Consider the following 18,407-nt stretch of genomic DNA (forward strand, 5'->3'; position numbering starts at 1 on the left):
TTATCCCTTTTCCGCCGAGCTGGCTGCCGCGACAGCGTCGACCGCATCACGCGCTTCGTCGAGCTTCGCGGGTGCCACCTGCCCTTCGTGGGGCAAGCGTAGCACGAAACGCGACGGGTCGCGCATGTCGAAACGCAAGATACCGCGCCCGAGCAACCGGTTGGCGCCATCCATGTGCGCAAATTTGGCGAGCGCCGCCTTCGCGTCGGTTTCGCCCTCCGGAAGCGACAGCGTCTCGCCACTGCGGAAGCGAAGATCCCACCGGCGATTGCCGACCCAGGTCGCCCCCGCGAGCAATTCCTTGAGGCTGCTCGCTTCGGCCAGCAGTCTGTCGAGATCCTGCGCGCGCTGGTTCGCCTTCGGTCCGATGACGAGCGGCAGGTCGGGCATCGTCGCAACGCTGACGGGTTCGAGTACAACGCCCTTTTCGTCGATCAGCGACAGGCGGCCCGAATGCTGCCAGATCGCCGCGGGCGAACGTTCGACGATGTCGACGACCAGCGTGTCCGGCAGGCGCCGCGACACGCGTGCGTCCTTGATCCAGCCGTACTGCATCAGGTCGTGGCGCACATCTTCCAGATCGACCGCCGCCATCGAGCGGTCCTTCTGCGCGAGCGCGATATCATAGACCTTCAGGCGGTCGATCCGGTCGGCACCGACGACCTCGACCTTCCGGACCTGAAATCCGGCGCGGCCGACCGCCTGCGCATATTCCTCATGAATCTTCGCGGTCACGCCTGTTGCCTGCGCCACAAGACCCGCCAACGCGACAAGGCTGAGCCCGATCGTCCAGTTGGCGGCGCGCTGAAGCTGCTGCGGCGAAATCGGCAGCGCGTTGATGATCGCATTCAGGCGCGACTGCTGGACCTTGCGCCGTTTCTTCGGCGCCCGCGCCTGACGTCGCGGCGGCGCCTTGCCGCGCTTGATCTTCGTACTGCTCATGACAACGCTTCCCCCACGATGCGTTCGACGAGTTCGGCATACTCCATGCCGATGGCGCGCGCCTGCTCGGGCACAAGGCTGAGCGGCGTCATGCCGGGCTGGGTGTTGACCTCGAGCAGGAATATCCCCGCAAGGCCATGCTCGTCGTCCCAGCGAAAGTCAGAGCGCGACGCTCCCTTGCAACCGAGCAGGCGGTGCGACTGGACCGCGAGGTCCTTCATCCGCTGCGCAATGTCGTCGGGCACTTCGGCGGGACAGACATGCTCGGTCAGACCGTCGGTATATTTGGCGTCATAGTCGTAGAAGCCCGACTTGACCCGAAGTTCGGTCACGCCAAGCGCCTGATCGCCCAGCACCGCGACGGTCAGCTCGCGCCCCTTGATGAAGGGCTCGGCGAGCAGGCGGTCGAATTCCTGCCAGGGGCCGACGGCTTCGCGCGCGATCGGATTGCCGTAATTGCTGTCGTCCTTGACGATCGCGACCCCGACCGACGAGCCTTCGTTGACGGGCTTCAGGACATAGGGACGCGGCAAGGGGTCGATGGAAAAGAGGCTTTCGCTGTCGACCATCACCCCCGTCGGCATTGGCACACCATGCGGCACCAGCGCCTGCTTCGTCAATTCCTTGTCGATCGCGATCACCGAGGTGACAAGGCCGCTGTGGGTGTATTTCAGGCCCATCAGGTCGAGCATGCCCTGCACCGTCCCGTCCTCGCCGGGAACGCCGTGGAGCGCGTTGAAGACAACATCGGGTTTGGCCGCCGCGAGCTTGCTGGCGACGTCACGGTCCATGTCGATCCGCGTAACCTTGTGCCCGCGCGATTCCAGCGCGTCGGCGACGCCCTTGCCGCTCATCAGCGACACTTCGCGCTCGGCGGACCAGCCGCCCATCAGGACGGCAACATGCCACGGACCCCGGCTCACTTCGCCACTCCCACATTCTCCTTTGGCGCTCCGGCAAGAATGCCTACGCGCTGTATCTCCCATTGCAGTTCCACGCCGCTCCTGTCCTTGACGCGGCGGCGGACTTCCTCGCCGAGTGCTTCGATATCGGCGCTCGTCGCCTCACCCGTGTTGATGAGGAAATTGGCGTGCTTCTCGCTGACCTGCGCGCCGCCGACGGCGAAGCCGCGACAGCCGGCCTCGTCGACGAGCTGCCACGCCTTGTGGCCGTCGGGGTTCTTGAAGGTCGAGCCGCCGGTTTTCGAGCGCAAAGGCTGCGAGGCTTCTCGGCTCGCCGAGATGCGGTCCATCTCGGCCTGGATGGCAGCGGGTTCATCGCGGTAGCCACGGAAGGTGGCGCCGACCACTACGGCGCCTTCAGGCAACTCGCTATGGCGGTACGTATAGCCGAGGTCTTCCAAGCCAAGGAATTTGTGCTGTCCCGACCGCAGGACGATCTCACAATCAATCAGAATGTCCTTCACCTCGCGCCCGTAGGCACCGCCATTCATCCGGACGAAACCGCCAACGGTGCCGGGGATCGAGCGGAGGAATTCGAGGCCGCCCACACCGGCATCCCGTGCCGTGGAAGAGACCAAGATGCCAGACGCCCCGCCCCCACAGCGAAGCGTCGTTCCGTCAAGAACTTCAACCTTCGCGAACGCCTTGCCCAGCCGGACGACGACGCCCGGAAAGCCGCCGTCCCGCACGATCAAATTCGACCCGAGGCCGAGCGCCATCACCGGAATCGCGGGATCGAGGTCGCGCAGGAAACCGGCGAGGTCGTCGGCATCCTTGGGCTCGAACAGCCAGTCGGCAGGGCCGCCCGACTTGAACCAGACGAGCGGAGCCAGCGGCGCCTTCGCCGTCAGCTTGCCGCGCACGGCGGGAAGGGTTTGGGCGGCGCTCATGCCGTCTCGACCGCGGCGGCGAGGCCCGCCGCCATTTTCGTGATGTCGCCCGCACCAAGGCAGATGATCATATCGCCGGCGCCCAGCGTGCCCGCACGGACCGCTTCGGCAACCGTCGCCGCGAGCGCGCCGGCATCGGCGACAGTCGAGGCATGGCGGTGCCCGCGGTCGCGCAGGCCCGCGACCAGCGCGTCCGACGTCACGCCGTCGATGGGCGCCTCGCCCGCGGTATAGACCGGAAGCGCGATCACCATGTCGGCGTCGTTAAAGGCCTGCTGGAAATCGTCCATATGATCGCGCAGGCGCGTGAAACGGTGCGGCTGGACGACGCCAACGACGCGCCCTGCCCCGGCGCCTTCGCGCGCCGCCGACAGCACCGCACGAATCTCGACGGGGTGGTGCGCATAATCGTCGATCACGGTGACCACGCCGCCCTCGACCGCGATCTCGCCAACCCTGGTGAAGCGGCGCTTGACCCCGGCGAAGCCGTTGAAGCCCGAAACGATCTTGTCGTCTGAAACACCCATGTGCAGCGCGACGGCAATCGCGGCGAGCGAATTCTGGACGTTGTGGCGCCCCGACATCGGCAGGTGGATGCCCTCGATTGTCCGGCTGTTGCCGTCGCGGTCGCGCACGACGACGTCGAAGCGGTTGCCGTCGGGACCGGGCGTGACATTGGTGCCGCGGACATCGGCCTGCGCCGAGAAACCATAGGTCACGATGCGGCGGTCGCGGATACGCGGGATGATCGCCTGCACTTCGGGATGATCGAGACAGAGCATCGCGGCGCCATAGAAGGGCACATTTTCGATGAACTCGACGAACGCGTCCTTGATCGCATCGAAGCTGCCGTAATGATCGAGATGTTCGGGATCGATGTTGGTGACGACCGCGATCGTGCCGTCGAGGCGCAGGAAGCTGCCGTCGCTTTCGTCGGCCTCGACCACCATCCAGTCGCTCGCGCCGAGGCGCGCGTTCGAGCCGTAATTGTTGATGATGCCGCCGTTGATCACGGTGGGGTCGATCCCGCCGGCATCAAGGAGCGCGGCGACGAGGCTGGTCGTCGTCGTCTTGCCGTGCGTCCCCGCGATGGCCACGGTCGACTTGAGCCGCATCAGCTCGGCCAGCATCTCGGCGCGGCGGACGATCGGGATGCGGTGCGCGAGGGCAGCCTCGACCTCGGGGTTGCCGCGCTTGACCGCGGTCGAGGTCACGACGACCGCGACGCCGTCGATGTTCGACGCCTCATGCCCGATCGCGACCTTGATCCCGCGCTTGCGTAGCCCTTCGACCACATAGGAGTCCGCGATGTCGCTGCCCTGCACCTGATAGCCGAGGTTGTGCATGACCTCGGCGATCCCCGACATGCCGATGCCGCCGATGCCGATGAAGTGGATGATGCCGATATCGGTCGCAACGCCGCGCATCAGCGAGTTCCCGTCCGCGTTGCGGCGACGCCCGACGCCACGGCGGCCGCACGCGACGGTGTGCCGACGCGGATCACGTCCATCATCGGCGGCGCTGCGAGCGATTCCACCAGATCGGCAAGGTCGCGCGTCGCGTTCGGCAATCCGCAGCTCGCGGCATTTTCGGCAGCCGCTTCGAGCGCGCCGGGTTCCAGCGCCATGCGCTGGATATGCTTCGCGACCTCGGCCGCCGTGAAATCGGGCTGCTGGAACGAAATCGCCCCGCCCGCCTCGACCAGATCGACGACATTGAAGGTCTGGTGATTGTCCATCGCGTGCGGATAAGGAACGAAGATCGCAGGCCGGCCGGCACAAGAAAGCTCGGCCACCGTCGAGGCGCCCGCCCGCGCGATGACGAGATGCGCCCAGCGCAGCCGTTCCGGAAAGTCGGTGATGTAGGAAGCGCATTCGGCGGCGACGCCGAGTTCTGCATATTTCGCCCGCACCGACTCGATATCATCCTCGCGGCACTGCTGGACGACCTGCAACCGGTCGAGCAGCGCGCGCGGCAGCATCGCGATCGCAGCCGGAACGACGTCGCTCAGGACCGTCGCACCCAGGCTGCCGCCAACGACGAGCAGGCGGAAGATCCCGTCCTCCGGAAGCGGCGGAAAGCCATCCTCGCGGATCGCGATGATTTCGTCACGCACCGGATTGCCGGTGATATGCTTCTTCAGCTCATGCCCGGCGGGGTAGCGCTGGATATTGTGATAGGCGACCGCGACCGCGTCGACGCGCGGCGCCATCAGCCGGTTGACGCGGCCAAGCACGGCGTTCTGTTCGTGAATGACGCGGGGACGCCGGGTCGCGCCCGCTGCCAGCAGGCTGGGGAGCGAAGGGTAGCCGCCGAAACCGACGACCACGGCGGGGTCGAACGCGTCGATCAGGTCGATCGCCATGCGCCGACCCTTGCGGATTGCCAGCGCAGCCTTGAGCCAGCCCACCGGACCTCCCGATACCCGGCCGGCCGGAAGGACGTGCGTTTCAAGCTCGCCGGGAGCGCCCGGAATCCGGAGCCCGCGATCGTCGCTGACCAGCGCCACGCGGTGCCCGCGCGCGATCAATTCTCCCGCCAGCGCAAAGGCGGGCAGCATATGGCCGCCGGTCCCGCCGGCGGCGAGAAGGAAGTGACGCGTCGCGGTCATTTTTGGGCGATCATTTCTTGTTCCAGTTTCCTGTCATCGACACCCGCGCCGCATAGGGGTTCCGCCGGGTCAGCGACAAGAGCAAACCCATTCCGATCGACAGCGCGATGAACGAGGAGCCGCCATAGCTGATGAACGGCAGCGTCATGCCCTTCGACGGGAAAAGCTGCGTATTCACCGCCATGTTGATCGTCGCCTGCCCGCCGAACTGTGCGATCAGACCCGCGACCGCAAGGATCAGGAAGCTGTCCTCTTCGTCAAGCAGGCGGACTAGCACGCGCACGATGATGGCAAGGAACAGGACGGCAATCGCGATGCAGGCGATAATCCCGAACTCTTCGCCGATGACCGAGAAGATGTAATCGGTGTGCGCTTCTGGAAGCTGGAATTTGGCAAGGCCCGCACCGGGGCCGGTACCGATCAGGCCGCCCGCGGTGATCGTGGCGTGCGCCTTGTCCTCCTGAAAGCTGTCGCCCTCTCCGAACAGCCAGCTGTTGATGCGCAGGTGCGCGACCGAATAGGTGAAATAGGCCGTGACGAGGCCGGCAACGCCGCCGACGGCAAGCAGGCCGATGATCCGCATCGACAGGCCGGCAACCATCACCAGCACCAGCCATGTGCCGATGAAGATGATCGTCTGGCCAAGGTCGGGCTGACCCATCAGCAGGACCGCGATCACGCCGGTCAGGACGAAGCTCAGCGGCACCACGGGCAGGCTCTGGTCGTGTAGCCGCAGCGACAGGATCCACGCCAGCGATACCGCGAAAAAGGGCTTGAGGAACTCCGACGGCTGCAGGCGGAACATGCCGCTGCCGATCCAGCGCTGCGCGCCGTTCACCGACGTGCCGACCAGCGGCACCAGAAACAGCAGCGCCATGAAGGTGATCGTCCCGTAGATGGCGAAGCGCCGCGCCTGCGCCTTCGGCAGCATCGACACCGCGAGCATCACGGGCACGCCGACCATCACCCACATCAGCTGGCGATAGAAATAATAGAGCGGATCGAGGCTGGCAGTCGCGGTCGACAGCTTTTGTGCAGCGACGGGCGACGCCGCAGCGACGGCGACGAGCCCGGTCGCGATCAGCATCGACACGAGCAGCAGCAGGACGCGGTCGATTTCCCAGAACCACAGGCCGAGCGGCGTGCGGTCGGCGCGGCTGAGGCGCGGCCCGCGCCGCTTCACCGTCCGCGTCGTCGCAATCACCGGCCGTTCGGTCGCGTCCATATTGTCGGTCCCCCCACGCATATCGTCATCCATGCCCCAGCGCCCGGACGAGGCCCCGGAACACGTCCCCCCGCTGCTCATAATCCTTGAACTGGTCGAACGACGCGCACGCCGGCGACAGCAGCACGACGTCGCCGGGCGCCGCGGCGGCAGCGGCCTGACGGACTGCGGTCGCCATATCGCCCGACCGCTCGACCGGAATCGCATCGCCGATCTCGGCCGCGAAAGGCTCCATCGCCTCACCGATCAGATAGGCGCGCCTGACGTTGGGGAACCAGGGACGACAGGCGGACAGCCCGTCGCCCTTGGCCTGCCCCCCGGCAATCCAGTGAAGACGCTGGTTCGGCGCCGGCGGAAATGCCGCCAGCGCCGGTGCAGCGGAAGCCGCGTTGGTAGCCTTGCTGTCATTATACCAGCGGACCCCCCCGACTTCGCCGACCAATTCCATGCGATGCGGGAGCGACTTATAGGTCGCGAGCCCCCGCTCGATCTGTTCGTCGTTCAATCCCAGCACGCGGCACACCGCGATCGCGCAGACCGCGTTTTGTGCATTGTGCGGCCCTTGCAGCGCCGGCCAGCGCGCCTGATCGGCGGGATCGATATCCTTCGCCGAAACACGGTGGAGACGATGATTGATGCGTCCTGCGATCATCTTCGACGGATCGTCGTCGGTCGCGACGATCGCGACCTGATCGCGATGCTGGAGCGAAAAGAGTCGGGCTTTCGATGCCGCATAGCCGGCAAAGCCGTCATAGCGGTCGAGATGGTCGGGGCTGAGGTTGGTCAGCACCGCGACGTCGCACGCCAGGCTGTGCGAGAGATCGATCTGGTAGCTCGACAGCTCGAGGACGTACACGCCGCCTTCGGGAAGCGGGTCGCGGCTCAGGATCGGCAGGCCGATATTGCCGCCCATCAGCGCCGGGATGCCCGCGCTTTCCAGCATATGGGTAACGAGCGCGGTGACGGTCGACTTGCCGTTGGTGCCGGTGATGCCGACGACCTTGTGCGACGGCAGCGCGTCGCGCGCCTCGGCGAACAATTCGACGTCGCCGATGATCGGGACATGCGCCTCGCGCGCGTGGCCCGCGATCGGATGGCGGTTGAGCGGCACGCCGGGCGAGACAACGACGCCCGCGAAGCCGATCAGGTCGATCCCGGTCGGATCGCCGATGTCGGCGTTGAGGATCATCGCTTCGTCGCGCGCTTCCTCGCGATTGTCCCACGCGGTGACGCCCGCGCCGCTCGCGACCAGCGCCTCGACGGTCGCGAGACCAGAGCGCGCCAGTCCCAGTACCGCATAGCGGCGGCCGGCGAAGGCGCGCGAGGTGATCACCGGAGCTTGAGCGTCGCGAGCCCCGCAAGCGCGAGGACGATCGAGACGATCCAGAAGCGGATGACGACGGTGGATTCGGGCCAGCCGAGCTGCTCGAAATGATGGTGGATCGGCGCCATGCGGAAAACGCGCTTCCCGGTCCGCTTGTACCAGAAGACCTGGATGATCACCGACAGCGCCTCGACCACGAACAGCCCACCGATCAGGACGAGCACCAGCTCGTGCTGCGCCGTGACCGCGATTGTCGCGAGTGCGCCGCCGAGCGCGAGACTGCCCGTGTCGCCCATGAACACGGCCGCGGGCGGCGCGTTGAACCACAGGAAGGCGAGACACGCACCGATGATCGCGGCCGCGAAGATCGCGAGCTCGCCGGCGCCGGGGACGTGCGGAATGCCGAGGTAGCCCGCGAACTTCACGTTGCCCGAGAGATAGACGATGACGAGGAACGCCAGGCTGGCAATGATCACCGGGAATGTTGCAAGGCCGTCAAGCCCGTCGGTCAGGTTCACGGCATTGCCGAAACCCACGATCAGCACCATCGCGAAGACATAATAGAGCGGCCCCATCGGGATCACGACGTCGCTGAAGAAGGGCAGATACAGGTCGGTGCCGGTCCGCGACACGATCAGCAGCACCGCGACCGCGGCGATCACGAATTCGATGAGCAGGCGGATACGCCCCGGAATCCCGCGGTGGCTGGCCTTGGTGACCTTGTCGAGATCGTCGAGGAAGCCGACCGCCGCAAAACCGCCGGTAACGAACAGGCATGCCCAGACGAAGCGGTTCGACAGATCCATCCACAGCAAAGCCGAGATCATCAGCGAAATGAGGATCATCAGCCCGCCCATCGTCGGCGTGCCCTTCTTCGCGAGATGGCTTTGCGGGCCGTCGTCGCGGATCGGCTGCCCCTTCCCCTGCCGCATCCGCAGCATCAGGATGAAGCGCGGCCCGATCCACAGACCGATGATGAGCGCGGTGGCCACCGCCGCTCCCGAGCGAAAGCTCAGATAGCGGATAAGGTTGAGAGCCCCCGGAAAGCCAAGCCATTCCGCCAGCCAGTACAGCATCAATATTCCCCGTTGGTCAGCGCCGTCACGACATGCGACAGGCCGACGCTGTTCGACCCCTTGACCAGCACGGTATCGCCCGGACGGATCAAGTCCTTCAGCCGCCCTGAGGCGGCCGAGTGGGCGGGCACATGCTCGAAATCCACCTGCCCCTCAAGCGCTTTGGCGAGCGGCGTCATCTCTTCGCCGACCAGCAGGGCGAACTGCACTCCGGCTGCGACGAGCGGAGCGGCAAGCCCGGCGTGATACGCCTCGCCGCCGGGTCCCAGCTCTTTCATCGCACCGAGAATCGCAACCTTGCGCTCGCCGGATTCGCTGCCGAGCTGGCCGATCGTCGCCGCCATCGAGGCGGGGTTGGCGTTATAGCTTTCGTCGATGACGAGGATATGTCCGCCGGGCACCTCGACACGGTGGCGCGCACCACGTCCGGCAAGCCCGCCCATTTCGGCAAAGGCCAGCCCCGCCGCGGGCAGGTCGCCGCCGACGGCCTTGACAGCCGCAAGCACCGCCATCGCATTCGACACCCAATGTGCGCCCGCCTGGGCGATGGTGAAACAGAGAAGCGCATCCTGAACCTGCGCGGTGACCAGCGAACCGCCCTGCCCGTCGGGCAGCCAGTCGACCGCACGGACATCGGCACCTTCGCCCAGCCCGAAGCTCACGACATGCGCCGCGTGCTGCTCCGCCTTGGCGCGGAGGCGCGCATAATGCGGGCTGTCGAACGGGACGATCGCAGTGCCACCGGGTTCGAGGCCCTCGAAAATCTCCCCCTTGGCGTCGGCTATCGCCTCTTCGCCGCTGAAGAATTCCATGTGCGCAGGAGCGATCGTCGTGACGATCGCGACATGGGGGCGCACCATGCGCGTCAGCGCCGCGAGTTCGCCGGCATGGTTCATTCCCATCTCGAAGATGCCGAAATCGACGGTCGAGGGCGTACGCGACAGGCTGAGGGGGACGCCGACGTGGTTGTTGTAACTCTTGACCGAACGATGTGCCTTGCCGGGGCGGAAGCGGTCGAGCGCGGCGAACAGCGCCTCTTTCGTTCCGGTCTTCCCTGCCGAGCCCGTGACGCCGATGATCCGCCCGTGGCTCCGCGCGCGCGATGCAATGCCGAGCGCGTTCAGCGCCGCAACGCTGTCCGCGACGCGAATGTGCGGATGGTCGATTCCGGTTTCGCAGACGATCCCGGCTGCTCCCGCAGCAATCGCCTTGTCGATAAACTGGTGCCCGTCGGCAAATTCACCCTTCATCGCGATGAAGAGGTCGCCCTTCGTCACTTCGCGCGAGTCAAAAGCGACCCCGGTCACGGTGAAGTCGGCGCTCGCGGTGCCGCCGGTCGCCGAAGCAATGGCGCGCGCGGTCCAGAGCGGGTTCATGCCGCCTCCTCGCGCGCGACCGCGACATCGTCGAAGGGAATGACGCGCACGGCGTCGCCGCGGCCGACGATCTGTCCCTGTTCATGGCCCTTGCCCGCGATGCAGACGATATCGTCGGCGCGCGCTTCGGCGATCGCGGCAGCGATGGCGGCGCGGCGGTCGCCGATGATCCGTGCATCGGGCGCGCCGTCGGCGATCGCGGCGCGGATCGCGGCCGGATCTTCGCCGCGCGGATTGTCGTCGGTGATGATCGCGACATCGGCCTTGGCGGCCGCAACCCGGCCCATCTCTGGCCGCTTCGCCTGATCGCGGTCGCCGCCCGCGCCGAAGACGAGGATCAGCCGTCCGTTCGCATGCGGACGAAGCGCGTCGAGCGCCGCCTCGATCGCGTCGGGCGTGTGCGCATAGTCGATATAGACCGGCGCGCCGGCCTTGGTGATCGCGGCGCGCTCGAGGCGGCCGCGCACCGGCTGGAGCCGTGCAAGATTCGCAAGCGTCTGGCCGATATCGCCCCCCGTCGCGATGACCAGCCCCGCCGAGACGAGCGCGTTGGCGACCTGATAGGCGCCGATCAACGGCAGGTTGACCTTTTGCGTCAGCTCACCCGCCGCGATGACGAGCGACTGGCCGAGCTGGGTCGGCTCGCGCGATACCAGACGCAGCGTCTCACCCTGTGTGCCGACCGTCAGCAGGCGCACGCCCCGTGTCTTCACCGCGTCGATTACCGGCGCCGAATAGTCGTCGTCCGCCCAGACGACCGCCGCGCCGTCCTGCTCGACGACGTCGGTGAACAGGCGGAGCTTGGCCTGAAGATAGGCCTCCATCGTCCCGTGATAGTCGAGATGGTCGTGGCTGAGGTTGGTAAAGGCAGCCGCCTTCACCTTCAGCCCTTCGGTCCGGTACTGGTCGAGACCGTGGCTCGACGCCTCGAACGCCGCATGGGTGATCCCCTCGACCGCAAGCCCCGACATGTTCGACAGGAAGGTCACGATATCGGGGGTCGTCAGCCCGGTCGACGCGCTGTCCTGCGAGGTCGTGATGCCGAGCGTCCCGATCGACGCGGCGTTGAAGCCCGCCATCCGCCACAGCTGGCGCGTCATCTCGACCGTCGAGGTCTTGCCGTTGGTGCCGGTGACCGCAACGCAGGTTGCCGGGAAACGGTGAAAGAAGCGCGCGGCGATATGCGCAAAGGCGCGGCGCGGATTGGCGTCGGCGATATGCAGCGCACCTTCGACCCTTGCCTCCGGCCGCGCGACGACCGCGATCGCACCGGCGTCGATCGCGGCGGCGATGAAATCTTCGCCGTTGAACTTTTCGCCGACGAAGGCGCCGAAGATCGTACCCGGCGCGACCTTGCGATGGTCGATCGCGAGCCCGGTCACCACCGGGTCCGTCCCTGCCAGACCATGATCGTCGAGCAGCGCGGCAAGGCGCATTATTCCGCCTCCCCGTCTCTCCGCACAAGGGGAACGAGTTCGGACACATCGACGTCGCGGGTCTCGTCGGGGAATACGCCGAGCATCGGGCCGGCGCGCATCACGACCTTGCGCACGACGGGCGCTGCGGTCCAGCCCGCGGTGCGCTGGCCCGAGCTGTAGGCATTGCCTTTCGGCTCGTCGACCATCGCAACGATGACGTAGCGCGGATTGTCCATCGGGAAAGCCGCCGCAAAGGTCGCGACAACCGACGTGCGGCGATATCCGCCGATGCCGGGCTTTTCGGCGCTGCCGGTCTTGCCGCCGACACGGAAGCCGGGCGCATCGGCCTGCTTGCCGGTCCCGTCGGTGACGATGAGGCGGAGGAGCTGGCGCATCCGCGCGCTGGTCGACGCCTTGAACACGCGGCGGCCCTGCGGCGGCGCCTTGTCGCCCATCTTCTGCAAGGTCGCCGGGCGCCATATGCCGCCGTTGACGAGCGCCGCATATGCGCTCGCGAGATGCAGCGGCGTCACCGCGATACCGTGACCATAAGCGGTCGTCATCGTCGTCAGCCGGCCCCAGTCCTTCGGCCACAGCGGGAACGCGCGCTCCTTGAGCTCGATGTCCGGACGCTTGTTGAATTCGAGGCTGCGGAAGAGCGTCTCCATCTTCTCGCGGCCAAGTTCGTCGGCGATCCGCGCGGTCGCGATGTTCGAGCTCTGGATCAGCGTTTCGGGCACATTGTACCAGCGCCCCGGGTGGCTATCACGGATACGGAAGCCCGCGATCGCCAGCGGCGCGCTGGCATCGTACCGGCGCGCCATGCTGGTCACGACGCCGTCGTCGATCGCGGCACCGATCGAAAGCGGTTTGAAGGTCGATCCAAGTTCGTAGAGATTATAGCTCACGGCGTTGCGGCGCGCGCCCGCGTCGGCCGCGACCAGCTTGTTCGGATTATAAGTGGGCAGCGAAGCCATCGCCAGCACTTCGCCGGTATGGACGTCAAGAATGATGCCTGCCCCGCCGATGGCCTCAAGGTTGGTCACCGCATTATAGAGTTCGCTTTCGAGCACACCCTGCACGCGCGCGTCGATCGAGAGTGCGAGCGGCTGACTGCGCGTCGCCGCGTCGGTCAGCTGCTTGTCGAACGCGCCCTCGACACCCGTGACGCCATGCCCCTCGGCATCGGTGAAACCCAGCACATGCGACGCAAGGCTGAGCTGCGGATAGAGCCGCTCCTTCTCGCGCGGGAAGTCGAAACCGATATCGCCGATCGCGTTCACGGCCGCGACCTGGTCGGGCAGCGCACGGCGGCGGATATAGGTCGGCTTCGAACCCGACAGCTTTGCGACAAATTCCTCGCGCGGGGTATCGGGGAAGATCTTGACGAGTTCGTCGGCAAGATATTGCCGGTTGTTGAGCAGCTTGGACGGCACGACGCGGATCGAATAGCCGTCGATCGTGCGCGCGAGCGGCACGCCGTTGCGATCGACGATGTCGGCGCGCGCGGGAACGAAGGCCGCCGAGCCATTGTGGTTCCCGGACGACGTGTCGAACAGCGCGAAGAACAGCAGGCGCATCGACACGAGAAAGAAGGCCGCCATGAACAGCAGCATCAGCATCATCAGACGCTGCTGCGCGGTCAGCAATATCTGCTGACGCACTCCCGCGGTTCGTACCCGGGTCGGTCGGACGACCAGCGTGTTCATTGCGCGGACTTGCCCTCCTTCGCTTCACGTGCCGCAGCGCGCTTCAGGTCGGCGAGCGTCGATTCCGCGAGGAGCTGATCCTCGATCATCTTCAATTGTTCACGGCGCCGCGTCGGGGCGAGGCGCGGCGGGCTGTCGGTGCGCACGGCGGTTTCGGCCTGCGCGAGAACCACGGGTTTCGCGGCAGCGGGCTTCGCCGCAACCGGGCTTTCCTTCGGAGCATCGGCAACCGCGACGGGCGACACCATGGCCATCAGCACCGGCGCGACGTCGTTGGCGCCCCGCGCGCGCGGCAAGCCTTCGAGCGAGGCAAGCTGGCGTTCGCTCGACAGATATTGCGACGCCGACGGCGCCGAATAGCCGAAGCTTTCGGCGTTCCACTGTTCGAGCTGGCGCATCGACGCCCGCACCGCGAGTTCGGATTCGAGATAACGGATATTGCTCTGCGTCCGGTCGATCTGGCGTTCGATCCGCGCGAGTTCGCTGCGCGTGGCCGCCACCTTGAGCGACACCGGATAGAGCGCCATCGCGAAGAGGAGCACGAGCAGGACCAGGCCGATCCCCTGCAGCTTGCGAGCCGCCATCAGCATGACATTGCCTCCTTGCCAGAATTGCCGGACCACGCGGGCGCTTCGGTACGAACCGCGCTGCGCAAGGTCGCCGAGCGCGCGCGCGGGTTGCGCGCTTCTTCAGCCTTGCCGGGACGGACCTTGCGCGCCGGCGGCTCGAAAGTTGCGGCCCGCGCCAGAGATGGAAGCGCGGGCCGGTGACGCGAACCGCCGGCATCGCCGCCGCTACGTTCACGCAGGAAGTTCTTGACGATACGGTCCTCGGTGCTGTGGAAACTCACCACCGCAAGCCGGCCGCCGGGGCGCAGCACGCGCTCGGCCGCGGCAAGACCCTCGACCAGTTCGTCGAGTTCGCCGTTGATGTGGATGCGGATCGCCTGAAAGCTCTTCGTCGAGGGATCCTTCGGGGCGCCCGGCGGATGCCGCAGCGCCTTGCGGATGACCGTCGCGAGTTCGGCAGTACGTCCGAGCGGACGCGCCGCGACAATCGCGCGCGCGACCCGGCGCGACTGGCGCTCGTCGCCATAATGGAAAAGAACGTCGGCGATCTCTTCCTCGTCGGCCCGGTTCAGCCAGTCAGCAGCGCTCTCGCCCTCCTGCGCCATGCGCATGTCGAGCGGCCCGTCTTTCTGGAAGGAAAAGCCACGCTCTTCGCGGTCGAGCTGCATCGACGAAACACCGATATCGAAGGTGATGCCGTCGACCGCGTCGATGCCGCGCTCGGCAAGCAGCCGGTCGATCTCGCCAAAGCGCCCGCGGACAAGCGTCAGCCGGCCGCCCGCTTCGGCGACAAGAGCCTGCCCTTCGGAAATCGCATCGGGATCGCGGTCGCAGGCAACGACGTCGGCACCCGCCGCGAGCATCGCGCGGGTGTAGCCGCCGGCCCCGAAGGTCGCATCGACGTGACGCTCGCCGGGTGCGATGGCAAGAGCAGCGATGACTTCTTCACGGAGGACCGGATCGTGGCGGGGATCGCGGGGGAGGTCGGTCACTTTCGCCCCTTCCCCCTGGTGTCTTCCCAGGCGGTCGCAAGGCGCTTCAGCACCGGATCGGCCTCGACGCATTCCGCGAGGCTCGGCAGCCACCAGATTTCGAAACGGCGCCCGGACCCGACGAAGGCGGTCGCGCCCGCTTCGCCGACGCGATCGCGTGCGGTAAAGTTGGGAAGGAAGCGCCCGCTGTCGTCGAGCGTATAGGCCTCGGTATAGCTGAAGCGCTTCTTGAAGGCCTCGTCCTCGTCAAAGTCGAGGTTGCGCGCAAGCGCAGTGTCGCGGTCGCGCTCGATCTCGTCCGACAGCCGGTCGTACTGATCCTGGCCATAAGCGACGAGGCACGGCAATTTCTCGTGGAAACCGACCCAAAGCACGCGCTGGCCGTCCGCATTGAGGGGCACATTGTTGCGGAACTGCGAGGGGACGGCGATGCGTCCCTTGCCATCGATCGCGGCGAAGCTGGTACCCGAATAACGGCCGGGCGTAACAATCGCCATCGATGCAGCCCCCGTCTCGCGCCTCCGGGCAATAATTCCCCGCGCCCGGAATCGACGATTCCGGTCCGAAAGACTCAGGTGGAGATTGCCCCTCTCCGACTCCTGCCTATCAAGACTCCATCGGGGTGAAAAGGGGAAATTTGGGGCAAGATAGGGTAATTACGCCCCAAAAGGGTGATTTTGGGGTGAAACGAGCGCGCAAACGGGTCCGGAGCATGCGGAACGCACGCCGGAGAGGCGAAGCGGGTGAAGGGAACGGCGTCCTCGCCAAGATTCCGGGAAGTATTTGCGGAGCCTCGCCTATTTTGCGGGCGCGCGGATCCAGAGCGGTTGCAGGAGGGGTTGCGGCGCGGCCCAGAGATGCGCCGCGAGCCATTCCATCGTGTCCGCCTGGCGCAGGTGCGCCGCCCGGTCGGGCTGCGGCCGCCAGAGCGGCGCATAGAGCAGATCGGCGTCGCCGACGAGCCACACCATTCCGCGCCCGATCGGGCAACGGGCGATGCGGCGATCCGCATAGGCCGCACATCCTTGCGGCAATCGGATGAAGCGGCCGGGACTGAAAAGCGTCAGGCGCGCGCCGTCGACGTCGACCGGCACCGCGCGCCGGTCGGCCTCGTCCGGGGCGGCGAGCGTCACGCCCCAATGATCGAGGAGCGGCGTCAGCAGGCTGGTCACCGGCGGATTGCGCGGATCGCCGACCGGATGGCGCATCGGCCAGCCCGTCAGCGCATCGGCCAGCACGACGGCCCGCCCGCCTGCCCGCACATAGGTATCGATCGCCACCAGCTCCTGTGGCGCGAGCGCCCGCGGATGCGCGAGGACCAGCGCTCCACCCGGCGGCGGCGGATGATCGACGAGACTGTCGACCAGCCTCAACGGTCCTTCCGCGCGCAACCGCGCCAGCGCCGGGTCTTCGTTGAGCCCCTCCGCAAGCATGGCCGAGAGATCGGTTCCCGCCGACCAGCGGAGTGGCAGGCCGGTGAGCATCGTCGCCGGCGGACCGGATGCGGCGGGCTGGCGGTACAGCGCCGCAAGCAACGCATGGCTGCCTGCGAACCAGCCTGCGACGAGTAGCAGGGCGAACAGCAGTCCGTGCGCCCGGCTCCGCCGCCACTGGACCAGCGCATCGGCAAGGGCCGCCGCGACGAACCACGCGCAGGCGACGAGCCCCAGCTGCAACCACGGAGGCCGCGCCGACAGGCCTGACGCCAGCAGCGCCTGTGCGATCAGGATAGCCGCAAGCGTCAGGACGATCAGGCGCCGGCGGGCCGGCTGCGTGTCATGACGCTGCAACCGGGCGAGCAGCAGCGCCGGCAGCGCCAGCCAGGGCAGCGCCAACGCCGGGTCGATCCGCCCGAGCGTCATCTGGCCGCCGAACGACCACGCGAGGATCAGCGCCGTGCCGGCCGCTGCGGCCACGCGGAAGGCCGCTCGCTCCCGCAGGGGCCGCTTCACTGTTTCGATTGGCGCGCCCGGGCGAGTGCCGGATCGGGTTCAAGGTCGGGCACCGTCGAGGCAGGCGCCGACGGTGCGGCGGGCGCCGCCTGCTGCGCCTTGATATCGGTCGCCGCATTCTGATCCTTCGACACCGGCTGGACGCCCAGCTCCTCCAGCGGGGCGCTGCCCGCCTTCGCCGGGTCGCCCGATGCCGCAGCCTGTGCCGCCGCCGCGTCCTGTGCCGCATTTTCGCGGGCGCGATCGCCGATCAGCCCCGCCATGCCGACAAGCAGCAGCACGGTCAGCACCCCGGCAATGCCGATCTGCAGCCGCCGCACCGAATCGTTCGCGGGGGCCGGCGCCGGAGCGGTCGAGGCCGGAATTGCGGGTTTGTTCGTCATGCCGCCAATCCTTTGCTTGCCAGCCATTCGGGATTGTAGAGCGTCGAAAGATAGCGGAATCCGCTGTCGCAGAGAATAGTCGCGATCCGCTTGCCCGGACCCAGCTTTCGCGCCAGCGCCATCGCGCCCGCAACGTTGATCCCCGACGACAGGCCGAGGCAAAGCCCTTCCTCGTCGAGAAGCTGCCGGACGATCGCCAGCCCCTCCTCGTCGGAAATGCGGAATTGCGTGTCGATCGGGGCGCCTTCCAGATTGGCGGTGATACGGTTCTGGCCGATGCCTTCGGCGACGCTCGATCCCTCGGGCTTCAGCTCGCCGCACTGATAATAATTATAGAGTCCCGCGCCGTGCGGATCGGTGAGCGCGACCATGATATCCTGATCCCTGGCCTTGAGGCCGAGGCCGGTTCCCGCGATCGTCCCGCCCGTACCCGCAGCACAGGTGAAGCCGTCGATGCGCCCGTCCATCTGCTCCCAGATCTCTTCGGCGGTACCGAAGATATGCGCCTTGCGGTTGGCGATATTGTCGAACTGGTTCGCCCAGATCGCATTGTCGGTTTCCTCGGCGATACGGCGCGAGGTGTGGACGAAATGGCCCGGGTTGGCGAACGGCGCCGGCGGCACCAGCACCAGTTCGGCACCGAGCGCGCGGATCGTCGCCATTTTCTCCGCACTCTGGTTGTCGGGCATGACGATGATCGTCCGGTAACCGAGCGCATTGGCGACGAGCGCAAGGCCGATGCCGGTGTTGCCGGCGGTGCCCTCGACGATCGTTCCGCCCGGGCGCAGGCTGCCGTTCGCTTCCGCGTCCCGGACGATATAGAGCGCGGCCCGATCCTTCACCGATCCGCCGGGATTGGCATATTCGCACTTGCCCCAGATTTCGCATCCGGTCGCTTCGCTGGGGCCCTTGAGCAGGACGAGCGGCGTGTTGCCGATCAGGTCCAGACTGGTTTTGGCAATGGTCATGCGCCCTGAT

At 66.7% G+C, this 18,407-nt stretch carries 17 protein-coding genes; all 17 read right to left on the reverse strand.

What is annotated here, in order from left to right; genetic code table 11:
* Positions 1-942: a cell division protein FtsQ/DivIB gene (locus L7H23_RS05895; RefSeq protein WP_237838424.1), complete on the reverse strand. Its 942-nt coding sequence runs from the start codon at positions 940-942 to the stop codon at positions 1-3.
* Complete coding sequence (locus tag L7H23_RS05900; protein WP_237838425.1) at positions 939-1,865, reverse strand: D-alanine--D-alanine ligase; 927 nt, start codon at positions 1,863-1,865, stop codon at positions 939-941. Before L7H23_RS05900 ends, L7H23_RS05895 begins: the two co-directional genes overlap by 4 nt.
* The gene (gene murB, locus L7H23_RS05905) at positions 1,862-2,794 is read right to left on the reverse strand and encodes a UDP-N-acetylmuramate dehydrogenase (protein ID WP_237838426.1); all 933 of its coding nucleotides are present in this window, start codon (positions 2,792-2,794) and stop codon (positions 1,862-1,864) included. Before murB ends, L7H23_RS05900 begins: the two co-directional genes overlap by 4 nt.
* Positions 2,791-4,221, reverse strand: coding sequence for a UDP-N-acetylmuramate--L-alanine ligase (gene murC / locus L7H23_RS05910; protein WP_237838427.1), 1,431 nt, complete (start codon positions 4,219-4,221; stop codon positions 2,791-2,793). The genes murB and murC overlap by 4 nt, the downstream gene beginning before the upstream one ends.
* Complete coding sequence (gene murG / locus L7H23_RS05915; RefSeq protein ID WP_237838428.1) at positions 4,221-5,405, reverse strand: undecaprenyldiphospho-muramoylpentapeptide beta-N-acetylglucosaminyltransferase; 1,185 nt, start codon at positions 5,403-5,405, stop codon at positions 4,221-4,223. The genes murC and murG overlap by 1 nt, the downstream gene beginning before the upstream one ends.
* 10 nt (positions 5,406-5,415) lie before the next feature.
* A complete protein-coding gene (locus L7H23_RS05920) occupies positions 5,416-6,630 on the reverse strand; it encodes a putative peptidoglycan glycosyltransferase FtsW (protein WP_237839132.1) in 1,215 nt (404 codons plus the stop codon).
* A 25-nt stretch (positions 6,631-6,655) separates the two neighbouring features.
* Positions 6,656-7,963 (reverse strand): UDP-N-acetylmuramoyl-L-alanine--D-glutamate ligase, encoded by a 1,308-nt coding sequence (gene murD, locus L7H23_RS05925; protein WP_237838429.1) that lies wholly within the window; start codon positions 7,961-7,963, stop codon positions 6,656-6,658.
* Positions 7,960-9,030 carry a phospho-N-acetylmuramoyl-pentapeptide-transferase gene (mraY, locus tag L7H23_RS05930; protein WP_237838430.1) on the reverse strand — a complete coding sequence of 357 codons (1,071 nt, stop codon included), beginning with the start codon at positions 9,028-9,030 and terminating at the stop codon, positions 7,960-7,962. The genes murD and mraY overlap by 4 nt, the downstream gene beginning before the upstream one ends.
* Positions 9,030-10,406, reverse strand: a complete 1,377-nt coding sequence (murF, locus tag L7H23_RS05935; RefSeq protein ID WP_237838431.1) for a UDP-N-acetylmuramoyl-tripeptide--D-alanyl-D-alanine ligase — start codon at positions 10,404-10,406, stop codon at positions 9,030-9,032. The genes mraY and murF overlap by 1 nt, the downstream gene beginning before the upstream one ends.
* Complete coding sequence (locus tag L7H23_RS05940) at positions 10,403-11,842, reverse strand: UDP-N-acetylmuramoyl-L-alanyl-D-glutamate--2,6-diaminopimelate ligase (RefSeq protein WP_237838432.1); 1,440 nt, start codon at positions 11,840-11,842, stop codon at positions 10,403-10,405. The genes murF and L7H23_RS05940 overlap by 4 nt, the downstream gene beginning before the upstream one ends.
* Positions 11,842-13,533 carry a penicillin-binding protein 2 gene (locus L7H23_RS05945; RefSeq protein WP_237838433.1) on the reverse strand — a complete coding sequence of 564 codons (1,692 nt, stop codon included), beginning with the start codon at positions 13,531-13,533 and terminating at the stop codon, positions 11,842-11,844. Before L7H23_RS05945 ends, L7H23_RS05940 begins: the two co-directional genes overlap by 1 nt.
* The gene (locus L7H23_RS05950) at positions 13,530-14,123 is read right to left on the reverse strand and encodes a hypothetical protein (protein ID WP_237838434.1); all 594 of its coding nucleotides are present in this window, start codon (positions 14,121-14,123) and stop codon (positions 13,530-13,532) included. The genes L7H23_RS05945 and L7H23_RS05950 overlap by 4 nt, the downstream gene beginning before the upstream one ends.
* Entirely contained in the window at positions 14,117-15,094 is a 978-nt protein-coding gene (rsmH, locus tag L7H23_RS05955) for a 16S rRNA (cytosine(1402)-N(4))-methyltransferase RsmH (protein ID WP_237838435.1), read from the reverse strand. The genes L7H23_RS05950 and rsmH overlap by 7 nt, the downstream gene beginning before the upstream one ends.
* Positions 15,091-15,591, reverse strand: a complete 501-nt coding sequence (locus L7H23_RS05960; protein ID WP_237838436.1) for a division/cell wall cluster transcriptional repressor MraZ — start codon at positions 15,589-15,591, stop codon at positions 15,091-15,093. Before L7H23_RS05960 ends, rsmH begins: the two co-directional genes overlap by 4 nt.
* A 300-nt stretch (positions 15,592-15,891) precedes the next feature.
* On the reverse strand, positions 15,892-17,010 hold the full coding sequence (locus L7H23_RS05965) for a GldG family protein (protein WP_237838437.1): 1,119 nt from the start codon (positions 17,008-17,010) through the stop codon (positions 15,892-15,894).
* A 32-nt stretch (positions 17,011-17,042) separates the two neighbouring features.
* The gene (locus L7H23_RS05970) at positions 17,043-17,429 is read right to left on the reverse strand and encodes a hypothetical protein (RefSeq protein ID WP_237838438.1); all 387 of its coding nucleotides are present in this window, start codon (positions 17,427-17,429) and stop codon (positions 17,043-17,045) included.
* Positions 17,426-18,397 carry a cysteine synthase A gene (locus L7H23_RS05975; protein ID WP_237838439.1) on the reverse strand — a complete coding sequence of 324 codons (972 nt, stop codon included), beginning with the start codon at positions 18,395-18,397 and terminating at the stop codon, positions 17,426-17,428. The genes L7H23_RS05970 and L7H23_RS05975 overlap by 4 nt, the downstream gene beginning before the upstream one ends.
* Between the last annotated feature and the right edge of the window lie 10 nt (positions 18,398-18,407).

The organism is Sphingopyxis sp. BSN-002 (assembly GCF_022024275.1).
Lineage (GTDB): Bacteria > Pseudomonadota > Alphaproteobacteria > Sphingomonadales > Sphingomonadaceae > Sphingopyxis.

Bases quoted from the DNA above. Each gene is read 5' to 3' on its own strand.
- L7H23_RS05960 (WP_237838436.1), bottom strand. From the start codon at position 15,591: ATGGCGATTGTTACGCCCGGCCGTTATTCGGGTACCAGCTTCGCCGCG.
- L7H23_RS05970 (WP_237838438.1), bottom strand. From the start codon at position 17,429: ATGACGAACAAACCCGCAATTCCGGCCTCGACCGCTCCGGCGCCGGCC.
- murC (WP_237838427.1), bottom strand. From the start codon at position 4,221: ATGCGCGGCGTTGCGACCGATATCGGCATCATCCACTTCATCGGCATC.
- murF (WP_237838431.1), bottom strand. From the start codon at position 10,406: ATGAACCCGCTCTGGACCGCGCGCGCCATTGCTTCGGCGACCGGCGGC.
- L7H23_RS05975 (WP_237838439.1), bottom strand. From the start codon at position 18,397: ATGACCATTGCCAAAACCAGTCTGGACCTGATCGGCAACACGCCGCTC.
- L7H23_RS05920 (WP_237839132.1), bottom strand. From the start codon at position 6,630: ATGGACGCGACCGAACGGCCGGTGATTGCGACGACGCGGACGGTGAAG.
- mraY (WP_237838430.1), bottom strand. From the start codon at position 9,030: ATGCTGTACTGGCTGGCGGAATGGCTTGGCTTTCCGGGGGCTCTCAAC.
- L7H23_RS05895 (WP_237838424.1), bottom strand. From the start codon at position 942: ATGAGCAGTACGAAGATCAAGCGCGGCAAGGCGCCGCCGCGACGTCAG.
- L7H23_RS05940 (WP_237838432.1), bottom strand. From the start codon at position 11,842: ATGCGCCTTGCCGCGCTGCTCGACGATCATGGTCTGGCAGGGACGGAC.
- murB (WP_237838426.1), bottom strand. From the start codon at position 2,794: ATGAGCGCCGCCCAAACCCTTCCCGCCGTGCGCGGCAAGCTGACGGCG.
- L7H23_RS05945 (WP_237838433.1), bottom strand. From the start codon at position 13,533: ATGAACACGCTGGTCGTCCGACCGACCCGGGTACGAACCGCGGGAGTG.
- L7H23_RS05950 (WP_237838434.1), bottom strand. From the start codon at position 14,123: ATGCTGATGGCGGCTCGCAAGCTGCAGGGGATCGGCCTGGTCCTGCTC.
- murG (WP_237838428.1), bottom strand. From the start codon at position 5,405: ATGACCGCGACGCGTCACTTCCTTCTCGCCGCCGGCGGGACCGGCGGC.